General features: G+C 52.2%; 17 protein-coding genes. 7 read left to right on the forward strand and 10 right to left on the reverse strand.

The genetic code is table 11. The features are described 5' to 3' along the window. Nucleotides 1-34 precede the first annotated feature (34 nt). From QUD54_RS07300 to purB, 5 genes are all read right to left on the reverse strand, one after another. Nucleotides 35-670, reverse strand: a complete 636-nt coding sequence (locus QUD54_RS07300; protein ID WP_286336099.1) for a protein-L-isoaspartate(D-aspartate) O-methyltransferase — start codon at nt 668-670, stop codon at nt 35-37. Beyond that, nucleotides 663-1,406: a carbon-nitrogen hydrolase family protein gene (locus QUD54_RS07305; RefSeq protein WP_286336100.1), complete on the reverse strand. Its 744-nt coding sequence runs from the start codon at nt 1,404-1,406 to the stop codon at nt 663-665. Before QUD54_RS07305 ends, QUD54_RS07300 begins: the two co-directional genes overlap by 8 nt. Further along, entirely contained in the window at nt 1,393-2,415 is a 1,023-nt protein-coding gene (locus QUD54_RS07310) for a ribonucleotide-diphosphate reductase subunit beta (protein ID WP_286336101.1), read from the reverse strand. The genes QUD54_RS07305 and QUD54_RS07310 overlap by 14 nt, the downstream gene beginning before the upstream one ends. A gap of 150 nt (nt 2,416-2,565) precedes the next feature. Further along, nucleotides 2,566-4,929, reverse strand: a complete 2,364-nt coding sequence (locus tag QUD54_RS07315) for a ribonucleoside-diphosphate reductase subunit alpha (RefSeq protein WP_286338025.1) — start codon at nt 4,927-4,929, stop codon at nt 2,566-2,568. Between the two features lie 33 nt (nt 4,930-4,962). Further along, a complete protein-coding gene (gene purB, locus QUD54_RS07320) occupies nt 4,963-6,294 on the reverse strand; it encodes an adenylosuccinate lyase (protein ID WP_286336102.1) in 1,332 nt (443 codons plus the stop codon). Nucleotides 6,295-6,545: 251 nt separating this feature from the next. Here purB and QUD54_RS07325 point away from each other — a divergent pair, with 251 nt between their 5' ends. Next, nucleotides 6,546-7,481, forward strand: coding sequence for an RluA family pseudouridine synthase (locus tag QUD54_RS07325; RefSeq protein WP_286336103.1), 936 nt, complete (start codon nt 6,546-6,548; stop codon nt 7,479-7,481). Between the two features lie 130 nt (nt 7,482-7,611). On the opposite strand, the gene rlmN is transcribed toward QUD54_RS07325, so the two are convergent. The 3 genes from rlmN to hisF are packed head-to-tail and all read right to left on the reverse strand — an operon-like array spanning nt 7,612 to nt 10,023. Then, nucleotides 7,612-8,751, reverse strand: coding sequence for a 23S rRNA (adenine(2503)-C(2))-methyltransferase RlmN (gene rlmN / locus QUD54_RS07330; protein WP_406600559.1), 1,140 nt, complete (start codon nt 8,749-8,751; stop codon nt 7,612-7,614). After that, entirely contained in the window at nt 8,678-9,265 is a 588-nt protein-coding gene (locus tag QUD54_RS07335; protein WP_286336104.1) for a phosphorylase family protein, read from the reverse strand. The genes rlmN and QUD54_RS07335 overlap by 74 nt, the downstream gene beginning before the upstream one ends. After that, complete coding sequence (hisF, locus tag QUD54_RS07340) at nt 9,262-10,023, reverse strand: imidazole glycerol phosphate synthase subunit HisF (protein ID WP_286336105.1); 762 nt, start codon at nt 10,021-10,023, stop codon at nt 9,262-9,264. The genes QUD54_RS07335 and hisF overlap by 4 nt, the downstream gene beginning before the upstream one ends. A 121-nt stretch (nt 10,024-10,144) precedes the next feature. Between hisF and rsmA the strand changes: the two genes are divergently transcribed. From rsmA to QUD54_RS07370, 6 genes are all read left to right on the forward strand, one after another. After that, nucleotides 10,145-10,993 carry a 16S rRNA (adenine(1518)-N(6)/adenine(1519)-N(6))-dimethyltransferase RsmA gene (rsmA, locus tag QUD54_RS07345; RefSeq protein ID WP_286336106.1) on the forward strand — a complete coding sequence of 283 codons (849 nt, stop codon included), beginning with the start codon at nt 10,145-10,147 and terminating at the stop codon, nt 10,991-10,993. Continuing rightward, nucleotides 10,950-13,043, forward strand: a complete 2,094-nt coding sequence (locus QUD54_RS07350; RefSeq protein WP_286336107.1) for a ribonuclease J — start codon at nt 10,950-10,952, stop codon at nt 13,041-13,043. The genes rsmA and QUD54_RS07350 overlap by 44 nt, the downstream gene beginning before the upstream one ends. Before the next feature lie 87 nt (nt 13,044-13,130). After that, a complete protein-coding gene (locus tag QUD54_RS07355) occupies nt 13,131-14,096 on the forward strand; it encodes a KpsF/GutQ family sugar-phosphate isomerase (protein WP_286336108.1) in 966 nt (321 codons plus the stop codon). Then, on the forward strand, nt 14,093-14,941 hold the full coding sequence (locus QUD54_RS07360) for a pseudouridine synthase (RefSeq protein WP_286336109.1): 849 nt from the start codon (nt 14,093-14,095) through the stop codon (nt 14,939-14,941). Before QUD54_RS07355 ends, QUD54_RS07360 begins: the two co-directional genes overlap by 4 nt. Then, nucleotides 14,938-15,333 (forward strand): secondary thiamine-phosphate synthase enzyme YjbQ, encoded by a 396-nt coding sequence (locus QUD54_RS07365; protein ID WP_286336110.1) that lies wholly within the window; start codon nt 14,938-14,940, stop codon nt 15,331-15,333. The genes QUD54_RS07360 and QUD54_RS07365 overlap by 4 nt, the downstream gene beginning before the upstream one ends. A 270-nt stretch (nt 15,334-15,603) precedes the next feature. Beyond that, on the forward strand, nt 15,604-16,800 hold the full coding sequence (locus QUD54_RS07370; RefSeq protein ID WP_406600589.1) for a replication-associated recombination protein A: 1,197 nt from the start codon (nt 15,604-15,606) through the stop codon (nt 16,798-16,800). 3 nt (nt 16,801-16,803) lie between these two features. Here the strand turns inward: QUD54_RS07370 and pgeF are convergent, their stop codons facing one another. Both pgeF and QUD54_RS07380 read right to left on the reverse strand, forming a co-directional pair. After that, the gene (gene pgeF / locus QUD54_RS07375) at nt 16,804-17,499 is read right to left on the reverse strand and encodes a peptidoglycan editing factor PgeF (protein ID WP_286336112.1); all 696 of its coding nucleotides are present in this window, start codon (nt 17,497-17,499) and stop codon (nt 16,804-16,806) included. Then, nucleotides 17,496-18,311: a DUF6544 family protein gene (locus QUD54_RS07380; RefSeq protein ID WP_286336113.1), complete on the reverse strand. Its 816-nt coding sequence runs from the start codon at nt 18,309-18,311 to the stop codon at nt 17,496-17,498. The genes pgeF and QUD54_RS07380 overlap by 4 nt, the downstream gene beginning before the upstream one ends. Nucleotides 18,312-18,543: the final 232 nt, after the last annotated feature.

Consider the following 18,543-nt stretch of genomic DNA (forward strand, 5'->3'; position numbering starts at 1 on the left):
GGCGACGCGATGCGGGAAGGGAAAAACGCTTCGTTTACTCGACACCCTTTTTGACAGGGACAAAAAGGCAGCTCTCTTTTGGAAATTCTTTGATAACGCCGTTCTCTTTTTTAAACTGTGTAATGATCTGTTCTCCATCTTTTTCGATCGGCGCGACAAGAACTCCTTTGTCCGCAAGCTGGTCGAAAAGTGTCTGTGGAACTTGTGGGGTGGAAGCCGAAAAGAGAATTCTGTCGAAGGGTGCGTACTGCCGCCATCCGCGCTGTCCATCGTCCAGACGCGTGTGAATGTTGTGGATGTCGAGTTTTTTGAAGCGTGTTTTCGCCTCTTTCAGCAATGCGTCAATCCGTTCGATGGTAAAGACACGCCGAAAAAGACGGCTCAGGATAGCAGCTTGGTAACCGCTGCCACAGCCGATTTCCAGAACGTTGTCAGCCCCATCGGGCTCGAGATAGACTGTCATTTTGGCGACGGTAATGGGTGAACTGATCCATTGGTTGGCTTTGATCGGAAGCGCGTCGAGACGATATGCCCAGTGCCGGAACCCCTGAGGGACGAAAAGCTCCCGTTCGATCTCGGTAAACGCTTTGTAGACGGAGGGTGTGAGTTCGACCTCGTCGGCCAGAGCGTCTGCGAATTTTTGAAGGATAATGCGCCCGGCATTATCCATGAAAGAGATCCATCTCGATGTAGCGGCGGATGCGTTTGACTTCTCTCGGGTCGAAGATACCTTCGATCACTTCTGCATAGTCGTCGCTGATCGCTTTGCCGTTCGGGTCGATGATGGCACTGCTGCGTGCCATATCGGGGTTGGCGCTGTCGGCTGCGACGACATAGCACTGGTTGGTGATGGCGAGCGCACGCGTGAGGATTTCGTAGTGTTGTTTACGCGGTTTCCCCCAGAGCGAAGGGTTCAATATGATATCCGCACCGCGCAGTTTGAGCCAAAATTCGGTAAACCGAAGTTCGAAGCAGACGATGATCCCGAATTTGATACCGTCGATCTCAAAAATTTTGATCTCCTCTTCGCTTCCCGCTTTGAAATGGTGATGCTCGTTGCCCAACGGAAAGAGTTTGACTTTGTGCTGGGTATGGACGATATCGCCATTGTGGATGACATCCGTGCGGTTGACGAAATCTTCCCCTTCCTTGGCGATGGTTGTTAATGTGATGATTTTGTCACGGCTTATCTTTTTGATCTGCTCGAGCGCGTAAAGGCCGGCTTCCGCCGCTTCGTTCATGCGGTCGTACGCGAAGCCTGTAAGGCACACTTCGGGTGTGACGATGATCGAATGTTCCGGTAGATTCGCGATAAGCTCCAGCAGATGGGCGATGTTCTCGTCGAAATTTTCGCTTGTCGCCATCTGAATGGCGAAGGTTTTCCATTTTAGATTAGAAGTCGTCAAAACTAATGCTCCCTTTCGAGTAATTGGTGACATTTCCTTCGAAGAAATTCGTTTTTTGGTCGTTGAAGGTTGAAAAACTGTCAACCCATTTGATCGGATTGTCGGCGCCGAACATCGGCTCGAGCCCGATCGCCCTCAAGCGTTTGTCGGTCAGATACTGTACATACTGGTCGATGATCTGCTGATTGAGGCCCAGAATCTGATCTTCCGTGACATACCAGCCCCAGTTGCGTTCGAGTTCGTAAGCCTGTCGGTACATCTCGCGCATATTTTTGACCACACGCTCGTTGAACAGGTGAGGGTACTCTTTTTTGATCTCTTTGATGATATTGCTGTAGAGTGCCAGGTGCGTCACTTCGTCGCGCTGGATAAAGCGGATCATCTGTGCGCTTCCGAGCATCTTCCCGCTGCGTGCCAGGGCATACATTGCGGAGAAGCCGCTGTAGAAGTAGATTCCTTCCAGGCACTGGTTCGCCACGAGCATGTAAAGTTTCGCTTCATCGTCGTCCTGCGCCTTTTCGCCGAACTTTTCGTAAACGTCTCCGATGAAAGAGTTTTTTCGAAGCAGTTCACTGTCACTTTTCCACATGTCGTAAATCTCGTCGGTATTGATCGAGATACTGTCGACCATGACGGCGTAGCTCTGCGAATGAAGCGCCTCTTCGAAGGCTTGCCGGACTAGGCACATATTAACTTCCGGTGCCGTGATCCAGGGGTTGACGTTGTCGACGGTGTTGTTGGTCTGGATCGAGTCCATAAAGATGAGCTGCGCGAGTACTTTGTCGTACATGCGGCGTTCCGCCGGCAGAAGATGCTTGTAGTCCCTCGCATCCTCAGTCAAATCGACTTCGGTCGGGAACCAAGTATTCGCCATCATCACTTCCCAGAGGTTGTAAGCCCAGGGATAAGAACATCGGTTCAGATTGATGATTCCGGCCGTACAGCCGTTGATGATAGAGGTGGTTGAACGTGTCGTATCACATTCGGTGTTGTATAGCTTTTTTTTCATAGCTCTTCAGTACCTCTTGATTCAGAATATTTTTAGGTTAGAAGAGATTTTAACCTAATGTTGTTTTAATGTTGTTTAATGGAGAACAAGAAGGAAGTTAAATAAAAAAAACAAATAAGTAAAGAAGGAGAGCGGGAATGCTCCCTCTTCTTATTGACAGCCCATGCACTCCATGCTACGGTCGGCAACCTCTTCGACCATCTCCGGAGACTGGCTTCTGAGATAGTAGGTCGATTTGATGCCCAGATTCCACGCTTCGGTGTAGATCTCGTGCAGGTAGCGGCCACTCGCTTTGTCGAGCGACATGAAAATATTGAGACTCTGCCCCTGATCGATCCACTTCTGGCGAACCGCTGCGGCACGCACCAGTACCTTCTGGTCGAGTTCGAATGCCGGGGTGTAGTACTCCCATGTATCGGGACTCAGGTTCGGCACGACGACGGGAATGAGCCCGCTCAGGTTCTCTTCGAACCATTTGCGCTTGTAGACAGGCTCGATCGTCTGTGTCGTCCCGACGAGGATGGAGATGGAACTCGTCGGTGCGATCGCCATCAGGTAGCCGTTTCTCATGCCATCCTCTTTGACCTTTTTGCGCAGAGCTTCCCAGTCGTAAATGTAACCAAAGAGTCCGCCGCGGTCGGTCAGTGCACGGGCACGTTCGTTGGCGTTGTCGATGGGAAGAACGCCACGGCTCCATTTGGAACCTTCGAAATCCGGATAGCACCCTTTTTCGATGGCGAGATTCGACGAGGCTTTGATGGCGTTGTAGCTGATCATCTCCATCACTTCGTCGATCAGGTTGAGATGTTCGCTGCTTCCCCACTTCACCTGCTTTTCTGCAACCATCTGTGCTTCACCCATGACGCCAAGTCCGATGGAGCGCGAGCGTTCATTGGTCTTTTTGACTTTCTCGAGCGGATAGAAGTTCAGGTCGATGACATTGTCAAGCATTCTGACGGCGATCGGTATGACACGTTCGATGTCTTCTTGTGTATTGATCTTCGAAAGATTGACACTGGCGAGATTGCAGACCGCCGTCTTCCCGTCCTCTCCCACCTTTTCGACGATATAGATCTCTTTTCCGCCGATGCTGTCGAGTGCCGTAATCTTTTTCGCTTTTTTTGTAATGCCGCTGTCAACGGTGATATCCTCTTCCTCTTCGTAGTAGGCGACACTTCCGTCGATGAACTTCACCTGTACCTTGTAGCGGTTGGGTTCGGTATTTTGGAAGATTTCCGTACAGAGGTTGGAACTTCGGATAATGCCGCAATGGTCGTTCGGGTTCACTTTGTTCGCTGTATCTTTGAAGCAGAGGAACGGGTTGCCGACTTCGAAGTAGCTCATCAATATCTTCTTCCACAACTCTTTCGCTTTGACCCGCTCTTTGAGGATATTCGGATCTTTTTCATACTCGAGATAGCGCTTTTCGAACGCTTCGCCGTGAAGATCGGTCAGGTCTCCGGTTTCGTACGGGTCGAAGAGTGTCCAGACACCATCCTCTTCGACACGCTTCATGAAGAGATCGTTGATCCAGAGCGCAGGGAACAGATCGTGCGCCCGCCGTCTCTCTTCACCCGAGTTTTTCTTGAGATCGATGAAATCCCAGATATCGATGTGCCACGGTTCGATATAGACGGCGATGGCACCTTTGCGCGTGCCGAGCTGGTCGACGGCGATCGCGATGTCGTTCGTGATCTTCAGAAACGGTACGATGCCGCCTGCGGCATTCTTGTGGCTGTCGATGTAGCTTCCCATCCCTCGCACCTTGCTCCAGTCCCAGCCGATCCCGCCGCCGAATTTGCTCAGCAGCGCCATCTCTTTGTAGGCATCGAAAATCCCTTCGATCTTGTCGGGTGTGCTTCCGATGTAGCACGAGGATAACTGGTGCCTCGGGGTTCTTGCATTGGAGAGTGTCGGTGTCGCGACCATCACCTCGAATCTGCTGATGACATCGTAGAACTTCTTGGCCCACTCCTGGCAGTTGAGTTCGTTCTGTGCGAGGAACATCGCGACGGCCATGAAGAGATGCTGCGGCAGTTCGATCGGGTTGTTCTCTCTGTCTTTAAGCAGATAACGGTCGTAGAGTGTACGGATGCCGAGATATGTGAACTGCAGATCGCGTTCCGGCTCGATGTGGGCATTCAGATCGTCGAGGTCGTATTTCTCTTTGAGCCCCAAGACGATGCGCCCCTCCGCCTCTCCTTTTTCGAAGTATTCGCGAAGATGTGCATACCCTGTAAAGCCGTTGACTTTGTGGTAAAGGTCGTAAAGAAAGAGCCGTGCCGCGACGAAGGTCCAGTTTGGCCTGTCGATGTCGATCTTGTCAACGGCAGTCTTGATCAGTGTCTGCTGAATCTCTTCGGTCGTTATCCGGTCGCGGAACTGGATCTTCGCATCGACTTCGAGTTCGCTCTGGCTGACCCCTTCGAGTCCTTCGACGGCAGCCGATGTATATTTCTGAATCTTTGTAATGTCAAGCGGCTCGGCTCGTCCGTTTCGCTTGATGACTGTCAACACTCCCAATGACATGGCACACTCCCCTCTCTTTTATTTTCCAAAAACGCGTGCGAAAATCCGGTCAACGTTTTTTGTATAGTATCCGTAGTCGAAGCACTCACGGATCTCCTCTTCGCTGAGCTTGCTGCGAAGTTCATCATCGGCAAGCAGATACTGCAGATAGAGGCTCTCCCCCTTTTCATTCAGTGCAGGCTTTCCTTTTTGCAGGTCTTCCCACACTTTCATCGCATTGCGTTGGACGATTTTGTAGGCGTCTTCTCTGGTGACGCCACGTTTTGGAAGCTCCAGCAAAACACGCTGCGAGAAGACGAGGCCGCCGGTGAGGTTCAGGTTCTTCATCATGTTTTCCGGATAGACAACCAGTTTGTCAAGCAACCCATCGAGGCGCATAAGCATGAAGTCCGCAGTAATGAACCCGTCCGGCAGGATAAACCGTTCGACGGAACTGTGGCTGATGTCACGTTCGTGCCAGAGTGCGACATTCTCCATCGCCGGCATACAGTAGCTTCTGACCATGCGTGCCAGACCTGTCAGGTTCTCGCTCAGAACCGGATTGCGTTTGTGCGGCATAGCCGAACTTCCCTTCTGGCCTTTGTGGAAAAACTCTTCGCATTCATAGACTTCCGTACGTTGGAAATGGCGGATGTTGACGGCGATTTTTTCGACAGTCGAAGCGATCAGTGCGAGGGCTGTCATCAGACGTGCGTAGCGGTCACGTTGAACGACCTGGTTGGAAACGGGTGCCGGTTTGAGTCCGAGCTCTTCACAGACGTACTCTTCGAGTTCGATCGGCGCATGTGCGAAGTTGCCCATCGCACCGCTCACTTTTCCGACGTTGATTACCTCGTATGTCTCTTCGAGGTTTTTGAGATGGCGCTTCATTTCGTCGTACCAGATGGCCAATACCAGTCCGAACGTGATCGGTTCCCCGTGAATTCCATGGCTTCGTCCGACCATCAGTGTCAGCTTGTGCTCCATCGCACGGCGTTCAATTGTCTCCATTACCTGCTTGACATCTTCGATGATCAGCTTGAGACTGTCACGCATCTGTAATGCGACGGCTGTATCGATGGTGTCAGAGCTTGTCATGCCGTAGTGGACCCATCGGCTCTCTTCGCCGAGACTTTCCGAAACGGATGTCAAAAACGCTATGACGTCATGTCGTGTTTCACGCTCTATCTCGTCGATCCTGTCGATATCGAAAGAGGCATTTTCTTCGATTTTTTTCGCATCTTCGTCGGGAATGAGCCCCAGGCGGTTCCACGCTTTGACAGCTGCGATTTCAACATCGAGCCATGCCTGGTATTTCGCTTGCATCGTCCATTTCGACTTCATCTCTTCTCTTGCATATCTTTCGACCATCTCTATCCTTTGGCGGGTAAATTGTTGCTGACGTTACGCACGATGCGCCACCATGCGCGGCGGTGAGGTGTAGCCGAGGCTTTTTGCTTCCAGGCTATCCGTTTCTCGTTTGACGGCGTATCGTGCGTAACGTCAGTTATTAGACTTCTTCTATGGAGGCATGTTGGATTATGTAAGAAGTCTATACTTTTAAGTAGATATTTTATAGAAATATGTGTTAAAAAGAGGTAAAAAATTTCGAGGAAGATTACGTGGGTTTTATTAACAGAGATTATTTCGCAAAAGAACCGATTCCAGCATTTCTTTTTCTGATGCGTCAATTGGGCGTCAAGCAGGGCGAAGCACAAAAAATCGTGGCGACGGGTAGGCTTGTCGTCGATGGAGAGGTCGTCCGCCACAGCGGCCAACGCATAGAAGGCCAAATTCAGATAAAAGTGTTCGTCCCGGAAACGCGTGGGGAGAGGCCGATTTTCACGACACCAGACTTTGGTATCTTCGACAAGCCAAGCGGCACACTCGTCCACCCCACCACCCATCGCACCCCCTACTCTCTTCTGGATGACATCCGCCACATCTATGGGGAAGAGGCCAATGCGATCCATCGAATCGACATGGAGACGAGCGGATTGCTTCTAGTGAGCCGTAACAAACGTTCGGAACGTTCTCTCAAAATGATGTTCGAAGGGCGAGGTGTCAAAAAGAGTTATCTTGCATGGGTACGCGGAAAAATCGACAAGCCATTCGATGTCGATGTTCCGCTTAGGCAAAACAACGATTTTTCCACGATAAAGCTTAAAATGATCGTTCATCCCGAGGGCAAGCATGCACTGACCCATTTCGAGCCTATCGAATACGATTCGATACATGACGCCACACTTATTCATGCCTTTCCGCACACCGGTCGACAACATCAGATACGCGTTCATCTGTTTCACGTGAAACATCCGATAATCGGTGATCCGATCTACGGTGTACCGACCGAGATTGCAATCAAATATCTGGACAAAGTGCTTACGGATGAGGAGAGGCTTTATTATATGGGGGCGAAACGTCTCCTTCTGCATGCGCAGACGCTATGTTTTGAATACGGCGGTACGACTTATCATCTCTCATCGCGTTTCGATTTCGAGTCGTTGAAAGAGATGATCGTCAAATCTTCTGAACGGTTCAATGCGATCGATATCTGATTTGCCCGTCCCTAATGGTATGAGGCAGCTCCGCAACGCAGTTTCTAATCTTTGAGTGCGATGAAAAAGCCACCTACTCCGACAATGACAACGATAATTAGAAAGATGATCAACGCATAATCGATAAAACTCATTTTTGTTCCTTTGGGCTTTCACCGGAGAGCTCCTGTTCCCGCAGTTGACCGCATGCGGCACTGATATCGAGTCCTTTTGATTCGCGGACGGTGCACAATACCCCCCGATCGAGAAGATACTTCTGGAATTTCTGCATCGTTTCGGGTTCGGGGCGCTCGAAATCCGTGCCGGGGTAGGGATTGAAATAGATGAGATTGACCTTTGCCTTGATTCCCTCGAGGAGTTTGATCAATGTTTTGGCGCTTTCGACATCATCGTTGACATCTTTTATGACAAGATATTCAAACATGACGCGCTTTCTCGTGTTGACGGGGAAAGCCTTTACAGCTTCGATAATCGATGCAATATTGTACGCTTTGTTCATGGGAATAAGCTCTTCCCTTAACGCATCGTCAACAGCATGAAGACTGATTGCCAACTGCACGCCAAGATCCATTTCACCGAGCTTTTTTATCTTGGAGCTGATGCCACTTGTTGACACTGTCTGACGTTTTGGAGAGATACTGAGTCCATTTTCGTTTCCGAATATCTTTATGGCTTTGGCAAGGTTGTCGAGATTGTCGAGGGGTTCGCCCATACCCATGTAGACAATGTTGACGCGTCTGTTGCTTGCGATCTCATTGTCCTTCTTGATCTCGAGTACCTGCCCGACTATCTCTCCCGGGGTCAGATTACGGATAAATCCCCCTTTGGCTGTCAAACAGAAAGCGCATCCGACCTTGCATCCCACCTGGCTCGAGACACAGACGGTATATTTCGCATGATGCACCAGGTCGCCATTTTCGTCATACTCCGCATCTTTCATCTTCAGGAGTACCGATTCGACTGTATGGCCGTCTTGAAGTTCGAAAAGGTATTTGATGCTCCCGTCGCTGCTTTTCTGTTTTTGTACGACTTTCAGTGGCGAGATCAGGTAGTTCTCTTCAAGCTCTTCCCGAAGTTTTTTGGGGATATTCGCCATCTCCAGAAAGGAGCCGACATGTTGCTGGTAGATCCAGTTGTAGATCTGCTTTGCCCTGAACTTCGGCGGGAACATCTCCTCGAGTTCTGTCTGGGTGTAATCAAGAATGGATGGTTTCAAGTTTTGGTATCCTCGTTTTGATATGTTCGACGAGACGACGCATCGCTTCGTCATGATTGGAAAGAAAGTCCCGATGAGCATTCTCGTCGCATCTGTTCGTAATTACGAAAATTCCGCCGCACGGAATGTTGAACGTCTGTGCGACCTGCATCACCGAGTAGAACTCCATATTCTCAAGGCCGATTCCGAATTTGTTGAACCGCCGTGCCAATTCGAAGTCGGTCGTGATGTAGTTGCTCGAGTTGACGATGATCGGCCTCTTCGCATTGGCGAGTTTCGACAGCGGTGTTTCACGTGAAACATTTTCATCCGAAACGATCACATTGTTCTCCAGCGGCGTGTAGCTTTTGTTCATCAGATACGAGAGTTCGACCTGGCTGGCTGCTTTGGATTCGACGATGTCGAAAATTTCAAAATTGCCGTAACTCCCGGCACTTCCTATGAAGAGAAGGAATTCCGGCGGGTTCATCAGTACCAGGCGTGTCAGGTTGACGGAACTTTCACAAAGACCGATACCGATCGGTGTTGCGAAAGAGAACGTTTCATTGTTGCCGGCACAGAGAATCATAGACGGACCGGTATGTTGTTGTCGTGCAGGTAGCGTTTGAGATCCATGATATCGATCTCCCGAAAGTGGAAAATGGAGGCAGCCAGTGCGGCGTCTGCTCCCGCTTCGAAAGCGTCTTTGATATGCTCCATCGTTCCCGCCCCTCCACTTGCAATGACCGGAACGTTGACGGCACGACTTACCATGTTGTTGAGCCTGTTGTCATACCCCGCCTTGGTGCCGTCTGCATCCATGGAGGTAAGAAGAATCTCTCCCGCTCCCCGGTCGACGACCTCTTTCGCCCATGCCAGGACATCGATACCCGTATCGATGCGGCCGCCGTTGATGAAAACATTCCATTTTCCCGGTGCGACACGTTTGGCGTCGATCGCGACGACAATGCATTGCGAGCCGAAGCGTTTGGCCCCTTCGTCGATGAACTCCGGCCGTTTGATCGCAGCGGAGTTGACACTCACTTTGTCGCATCCGACATTGAGGAGTGCATAGATGTCTTCGAGTTTACGAATGCCACCGCCTACGGTTAGCGGAATGAAGACCTCTTTCGCCACCTCTTCGACAATGTGGACGATCGTGTCGCGGTTTTCATGACTGGCCGTGATATCGAGAAAAGTTACCTCGTCGGCACCTTCTTCGTTGTAACGTTTGGCCACCTCGACCGGGTCGCCTGCATCTTTGAGCCCGACGAAGTTGACGCCTTTGACGACGCGGCCATCTTTGACATCGAGGCATGGAATGATACGTTTTGCAAATGTTTCCAATTTTTGACTCTTCGTAAATGGTGTATAATAATGCCCGCATTATATCGCATCCCTTTTCAAAAGAGGAATGTTTTTAAGCATTTTTTAAAAAATGTAATCTAAATTTAAGAAAAGTTTCAGTATGATTAACACCAATTCTCGTGTCGACGGTGAGAAAATCGCCAAAAAGAAGTTTGGACAGAATTTTCTAAAAGATGAAACCGTTTTGCACAAGATCATCGAATCGATGCCCAACGACGACGACCCGGTCGTGGAGATTGGGCCTGGATTAGGTGATTTGACCAGATACCTGGTCGAGATTAAGGATGTCACCGCTTATGAGGTGGACAAAGACCTTTGTGAGCATTTGCGCAGGCGTTTCGATGCAGTCATATCCGATGGAAGGCTGAAGCTCCGTTGCACAGATGTTCTGAGCCACTGGGATCAAGAGAGTTTGGAAGACCGGCCTTACCACATGGTCGCCAACCTCCCCTATTACATTGCGACGAATATCATTTTGCGTGCCTTGAAAGACCCGAACTGTAAAAGCTTGCTGGTCATGGTGCAAAAAGAGGTTGCCGAAAAGTTCAGCGCTCAACCGGGGCAAAAAGCTTTTTCGGCCCTCGCCGTACTGGCGCAGAGCGCCGGTGAGGTACATCTCTGCTTCGATGTGCCCCCGGAGTCTTTCGTTCCAGCACCCAAAGTGATGTCGTCGGTTCTTCGGATTGTCAAGAAGAGGACACTAGACGATTCGGAATTCGAGACTTTTTTGAAGACGGCCTTTACCCAGCCGCGCAAAACGCTGGCCAAAAATCTTTCGGCCCGTTTTGATAAAAAAGATGTAGTAGCGGCTCTTGACTCACTGGACCTGGGCCCCTCTGTCCGTCCGCATGAAGTGGAAACATCCCTCTATCACCACCTATATAAAATTTTAAAAGGTGATATTGATGGAAGAGAAGAAAACTCCGGGAAACCAACCCAACAACAATAACAACAGTGACAACAGCGGCGAAAAACCGCAAAACAGCAATAACCAAAATCGACAAAACAGACGACCGCGACGTCCACGAAACAGCGGCGGTCAGCAGCAAAGCCAGAGCGGTGAAAAGCGCGCATCCGGTACGCCGCGAAGCGAAAGCCAGTCGAATAGTTCGAACCGTTCGCGAAACCCCCAGCAACGCGGAGGAGGACAGCGCGGACGTGGAGGACAGCGTGGCAGAGGACGTGGAAACGGACGCAACACCGAAGCGCACTACAAAACACCCGCCAACGTACAGCGCAGCGGCAACGGTGTCTATACCGACATCAACCAGGCGATAGCGGCGAACAAAGCCGTTCATGAAGAGCGCCTCAATACCGCCGCCAAGATCGATGTCAACAACAAAGCACGTGTCCGGTTTACGCCGCTTGGCGGCCTTGGCGAGATCGGTGGCAACATGGCGGTACTCGAAACCGAAAAGAGTGCGATCGTCATCGATGTCGGGATGAGCTTCCCGACAGAAGAGATGCACGGTGTCGATATTCTTGTCCCCGATTTCAGCTATCTGCACACGATCAAGGACAAAATCGACGGTATCGTCATCACCCATGCGCACGAAGACCATATCGGTGCGGTGCCCTACCTCTTCAAAGAGTTGAAATTCCCGATCTACGGCACGCCGCTTCCGCTGGGGATGATCTCCAACAAGTTCGACGAGCATGGCCTCAAAAACGACAAGAAGTATTTCCGCTTTATCGAGAAACGCAAGCCGATCAAGATCGGGGATTTCGAGGTCGAGTGGCTCCACATGACCCACTCGATCATCGATGCCTCCTCGCTCGCCATCCGAACGCCTGCCGGTATCATCATCCACACTGGAGACTTCAAAATCGACCATACGCCGGTCGACAACTATCCTGCCGACCTGCACCGTTTGGCGCAATATGGCGAAGAAGGCGTACTCTGCCTGCTTTCGGACAGTACCAACTCCCACAAACCGGGAATTACACGAAGCGAGAAAACGGTGGGGCCGACGTTCGACCACCTTTTTGCGAAAGCGAAGGGACGTGTCATCATGTCCACCTTCTCCTCCAACGTCCACCGCGTCTATCAGGCGATCGAACACGGGATCAAATATAACCGAAAGGTCGCCGTTATCGGCCGATCGATGGAGCGAAACCTCGAGACAGCCAGACAACTTGGATACATCGATATTCCCGAAGATATCTTCATTGATGCGCACGAGGTGGTACGATACAGCGACAACGAGGTGCTGATCGTCACGACCGGGAGCCAGGGCGAACCGATGAGTGCGCTTTACCGTATGGCCACGGACGAACACCGCCACATCAAAATCAAGCCGAGCGATACGATTATCATCTCGGCCAAGGCGATTCCGGGTAACGAGGCGAGTGTTTCACGGGTCATGAACCACTTGATGCGTGCCGGTGCGACCGTCGCCTACCAGGATTTCAGCGAAATCCACGTCTCCGGCCACGCGGCGCAGGAGGAGCAGAAGCTGATGCTTCGCTTGACGCAGCCGAAGTTCTTCCTTCCTGTCCACGGTGAGTACAACCACATCGCCCGCCACGCCAAAACGGCGGTTCAGTGCGGTGTCGACGAACGCAACATTCTCCTGATGAGCGATGGTGACCAGGTCGAACTGACGACGAAGTATCTCAAAAAGGTCAAAACGATCAAGACGGGCAAGACCTACATCGACAACCAGGCCAACAGCGAGATCGAAAACGATATCGTCATCGACCGGCAGAAGCTGGCGACCGAGGGGATCATCATGATCGTCGCGCAGATCGACCAGCGCACGCACAAGCTCGTCGGCCATCCGCGCGTCAGCAGTTTCGGGCTGGTTGCCGACAAAGACGACAGGAAATTCGCCAAAGAGATCGAAGCGATCATCGAAACCTATATGGCGCACCAGAAAGATTCGGAAGAGCTCGACACCCGAACGATCGAGAACGACATCCGTCAGGCGGTGCGCAAACACGTGCTTCGGAAAATGAAGCGCTATCCGCTGATCGTTCCGACGATATATGTCATATAACTCTCTCGAAGGGGGGCGCAGCCCTCTTCTTCTGAACTATGATAAAATCTATATTATGAAAAGAGTAAAAGTCATTCGAGGAAACCGATGAATCCGCAGGAAATCGCCAAAGAGGTATTGAAGACAGAAGCGGATGCGCTTCTGGATGCGATGGAGCGTATCGACGATGCCTTTGACAAAGCGGTCGAAATCATGTACGGGACGAAGGGCAAATGTATCATCACCGGCGTTGGAAAATCCGGGTTGATCGGTGCCAAAATTGCCGCGACACTGGCGAGTACCGGAACGCCGAGCTTTTTCATTCATCCGACGGAAGCGCTGCACGGCGACCTGGGGATGATCGGGCCCGACGATTCGGTTCTGGCGATCAGCTACAGCGGCGAGAGCGAAGAACTGATCAAAATCCTGCCGCATATCAAGCGGTTCGACATTCCGCTGATCGCGATGGCGGGAAAACCCGATTCCACACTGGCGCAGTACGGCGACGTCTTTTTGTCGATCTATGTCGACAAGGAGGCGTGTCCGCTGGGGGCCGCCCCCACTTCCTCCACGACGCTCACCCTTGCGCTCGGTGACGCCTTGGCGGTGACGCTGATGAAGAAACGCGACTTCAAAGCCGAAGATTTTGCCTCGTTTCACCCCGGCGGATCGCTCGGAAAGCGACTTTTCGTCAAAATAGAGGATCTGATGCGCAAAAGAAACCTTCCTAAAATCTCTCCCGAGACACCGTTGAAAGAGGCGGTCGTCGTGATGAGCGAAGGGCGCTTGGGCAATGTGCTGATTGTCGATAAAGACGACAGGCTGGTTGGCGTGCTGAGCGACGGCGATGTTCGGCGTGCGTTGATGAAACCGGATTTCTCGATTGAGAGCGAAGCGATCGATTATGCCAACCTCTCGCCCAAAACGTGCCGAAACGAAAGGATGCTCGCAGCCGAAGCGCTGGAGCTGATAGAAAACTATAAAATCCAGATGCTCCCGATCCTCGACGAGGCGGGACGCGTGAAGGGTGTGCTGCACCTGCACGATCTGGTAGAAGCAGGAATCAAACGATGAGCCAACAGCTGGCCAAAGCCGAAAAAGAGATCCGGCTCAACAAATTTCTCTCCCACAATACCAAGTATTCGCGGCGTGAAGCGGACAAGCTTATCGAATCGGGGCGTGTCGAAGTCAACGGGAAAGTGGTGACCGATCTGTCGACCAAAGTCAAAGAGGGCGACAAGGTCAAGCTGAACGGCCGTTATATCAAGCCCAAATCGATGCACGAGATGACGGTGATCGTCTATCACAAGCCCAAAGGGGAGCTGGTCACCAAAAAGGACCCCAAAGGGCGCAAGACAATTTACGATTCGTTGCCCAAAAGGTATGCGCATTTCGTGCCGATCGGACGACTGGATTTCGCAAGCGAAGGGTTGCTGCTGCTGACCGACTCGCCCCGCGTCGCCGACATTCTGATGCGGAGCAATCTCGAGCGTGTCTACAACCTCAAAATCCGCGGCTCCATCACCCACGCGATGGAGAAGGCGATGCAGGAGGGGATGAAGATTCGGGGCAAAAAGGGGGCGCACGAAAAGAGCACCATCGAAGAGATGGAGTTCGCCCCCTTCTTCGCCTACCAGATTCTGAAAAACGAATCCAACTACTCCAAGATCCGTGTGGCGATCGGCGAGGGGAAGAACCGCGAACTGCGCCGCTTCTTCGGCCACTTCGACCGTGAGGTGCTCGACCTGCATCGCATCAGTTTCGGAGGGATCAGCCTCAACAACCTGCCCAAAGGCAAAACCCGCTACCTGAGCCAGAAAGAGTATGACGACCTGCATGCGTTCATCAAAGCGCAGCAGGAGGCGGAGTATCTGACGCGCAAAGAGACCAAGAATAGAGAAGAAGAGGAGAATTCATGATGGAAATCGTTCTGCAGACCAAACATACGTCGGAGATGATAGATATTACCGAAATGGTACACGAAGCGGTGATCAAAAAGGGAATCAAAAGCGGGCTTGTGACGGTATTCGTCCCCCACACGACCGCCAGCATCATCCTTTTTGAAAATATCGATCCGAAGCTTCGCCGCGATTTTCTCGAAGCGCTCGGACGTGTCGCGCCGGCCAAGCATCCCTATCACCACCAGGGAGAGAATGCCGCGGCCCATATCAAGTCGGCACTTTGCGGTGCGCGCGTCGTCGTCCCGATGGAGAATGCCAAGCTGAAGCTCGGAGAGTGGCAGGGGATATTTTTGTGCGAATTCGACGGCCCCAGGGAGCGCAAAGTGATTGTCCAAGTCGTCAATGGGTAGAACCCATTTCAAAAGCCCCCACGAACGGGAATGGCCGTCAAAAGGTGGGATGACGAGGCGAAAGGCGCAGGGCATAGCCGAAGCTACGTTCAAGCCTTTCAACGAAGTCAGCGTGCCTTTTGACGGTCACCTCGAGGGGCGGAGCGCTTTTGCCCCCTCTTTTTGTTGGTTCTCCTTGACGTGGCTTTGGCCACGCCTGCGTCGAACCGTCGCAACAGGAAGCAAAATCGCTTCCATTACCGTCCGTGGGGGGATTTTGAGATGGGTTCCATAAACTATGCCCTCCTCTACCGTCCGAAGTCGCTCGAAGATTTTATCGGACAGGAGCATCTGCTTTCTCCGTCGGCACCGCTTCGACGCCTGATCGAGGGGGATGCCCTTCAGCACAGCTTCTTCTACGGCCCGCCAGGTGTCGGGAAAACGACTCTCGCGCGCATCATCGCCGAACAGCTCGACCGGCCCTTCTACGAACTCAATGCCACGACCCTCAAAATCGACGATCTGCGCACTATCTTCAAACAGTACGCCCAGGCGCTCAGAAAACCGCTTGTTTTCATCGACGAGGTTCACAGGCTGTCTAAGACACAGCAGGAAGTGCTTCTGCCCTTTATGGAGCGTTACGACGCACTTATCATCGGAGCATCGACCGAAAACCCCTACTTTTCGCTGACTGCGGCGATGCGGTCGCGCTCGCTTCTGTTCGAGTTCAAGGCGTTGAGAGCCGAAGACCTGATGGCGATGCTTCAGAAGGTGGTGAAGAGAGAGGGGGTGGAGCTCGACAAGGAGGCCGAAACCTACCTGATCGATTCCAGCGGCGGCGATATGCGGGCGATGCTCAACCTGCTCGATGCGGCGGTCTCGATCGATACGCATGTCACGTTCGAAACGCTCAAAAACCTTCGCCCCTCCGCCCTGCATGACGGAAGCAACAGCGGCGACACCCATTACAATCTCATCAGCGCGATGATCAAGAGTATGCGTGGTAGCGATGTCGATGCGGCACTCTATTGGATGGCACGCCTCATCGCCGGCGGCGAACCGCCTGAATTCATCGCGCGACGTATGGTGATTTTCGCGAGCGAGGATATCGGCAACGCCAACCCCAACGCGCTTGGTATCGCTGTCGATACAATGACGGCAGTGAGCCGTATCGGCTATCCGGAGGCACGCATCGTTCTCTCGCAGTGCCTGGTCTATCTGGCCTCTTCGCCCAAGTCCAATGCCGCCTATACGGCGATCAACAAAGCGATGAAATGTATCGAGGGCGGTACGCTGCTTCCCGTTCCGGAACATCTTCGAAGTCCGCTGCACAAAGGGTACCTCTACCCGCACGATTTCGGCGGCTGGGTGAAGCAGGATTACTTGGCGAAGCCCATGAGATTTTACGAATCGAAAGGGATCGGGTTTGAAAAACGGTTGGACGAGTGGCTCGATAAAATTCGAAGTATCGGAACGAACGGAAAGTAGTTCTCAACCTTCCATCCAGATAACCCCGGCGAATCTTCCCGTCGTCCCCTCTCTCCGATAGGAGAAGTAGTCGTGGTCACAGCAGGTGCAGACCTCGGAAATCTCGATATTCCCCTCCCCCACTCCGGCTTCGGTCAGCTGGTCACGATTGAGCTTCTGCAGATCGAGTGATCGACCGTTCATATATCCTTTTCCGAAGTTTTTTTCAACGACGGCGGCAAGATCGTCGCCGATTTCGTAACAGCAGGCATGAATGGAGGGGCCCATGACCACCCGTATGTCGGTTGGAGTGCAGCCGAACCGTTCCTGTAACGTTCGTACCGTTTTGGGAGCGATCTTCAAGAAGGTGCCGTTGCGCCCTGCATGGACGGCAGCGACGACGCCTTTGGTTGCGTCATACATCAAAATCGGGATGCAGTCGGCGACCATGACCGCCAGCGCGATGTCGGGGTTGTCAGTGACGATGGCATCGCAGGCAGGAACCGTTTCGAGATGCATTGACGTGACGACTTCGATACGGGCACCGTGTACCTGCTCCATCCAGACGATGGTTTCCATACCGAGATTCTCTTTCAAGCGGGCACGGTTACGGGAGACGTCGGCAGGATGGTCTCCGACATGACGGGCGAGGTTGAAGGTATCGTAAGGTGGACTGCCGGTACCGCCGTGGCGATCGGTAAAGCGGTACCGTATGGTCATAGCCGTTCCGCGGAGGTCAGGGTATAGCGGCTGCAGGGGATCGCCCGGCCATCGACGATCCAATCTTCTTGAACCTCTTTGGGCAGAAGAAGCCCGTCGTAGTCTCCATAGCTTCGGATCGCCATGCGCCACTGGGTAGGCAGTAGCTCTCTCTTGAGTGGGCGGGCTCTGTCACTGCTTTGAATTTCGACAATCCGACCGTTCTCATCGCTGATGAAAGTGACGGAGGCACTGATATTGCCGTCACGGATCGTCGCTTTGGTGTGTGTCGCATCGATCGATTCGTAGCTGATGCAGCCGCACGGAAGCAGGCGTGGGTTGAAAACGGCGTAGGCCAGCACGCGTGCGAGCTCCGAGCGTGCGAAGCGTTCACCTTCGAGCTCTCCGGTGGGAATGATCCCAAAGAGCAGCATCTGCATCGTCGCGCGACCCGTGTGGTATGTTTCGATGGCATTGAACGTGACGATGGGGTTACTGCTCAGACGGATGCCCCAGAGCATATCGGGCGTGGGGCGCAGCAGCGCGAGGGCATGCATCTGCATCGCTTTGGAGGGCTTTTTGTAGTAGTCGCCGTCAAACTGCAGAGCGAGAGTTGTGTAATCGCTTCGATCGGCCCGGGTGGCTGCGAGATACTTTTCGATCGTGTCGGGAAGGTTGTCGTTTTCGGTGGCCGTGGCGTTGTTCTCGACAAAGGCTTTGCCGAGCGTTTTGAGGGTGGCTTCGAAACTCGCCTGGCCGTACCAGGCGAAACCGACGTTGACGAGAACAAGAAGCGTAAAAACCGCGATCACTTTTTTTATAATGGGTGGCACGTAGAATCCCTTGGATTGAGATAGCGGAATTATAGCATTTGCGAACGTGCTATTTACTTTCCGTTTACGAATCGTTGTACAGGGTTTACCAACCTCTTTGTACAATACTCCCAGGCATTTGGTTCATACGCAAACTCCGGGCGGTTCATCCTTACTCCCTTTCAATGCTGCCTCCTTTCCTGACATTTCAGTTTCGCCCGGAGTTTACGTATGAACCAACATAACAAAGGAG

The organism is Hydrogenimonas cancrithermarum, assembly GCF_030296055.1.
GTDB lineage: Bacteria > Campylobacterota > Campylobacteria > Campylobacterales > Hydrogenimonadaceae > Hydrogenimonas > Hydrogenimonas cancrithermarum.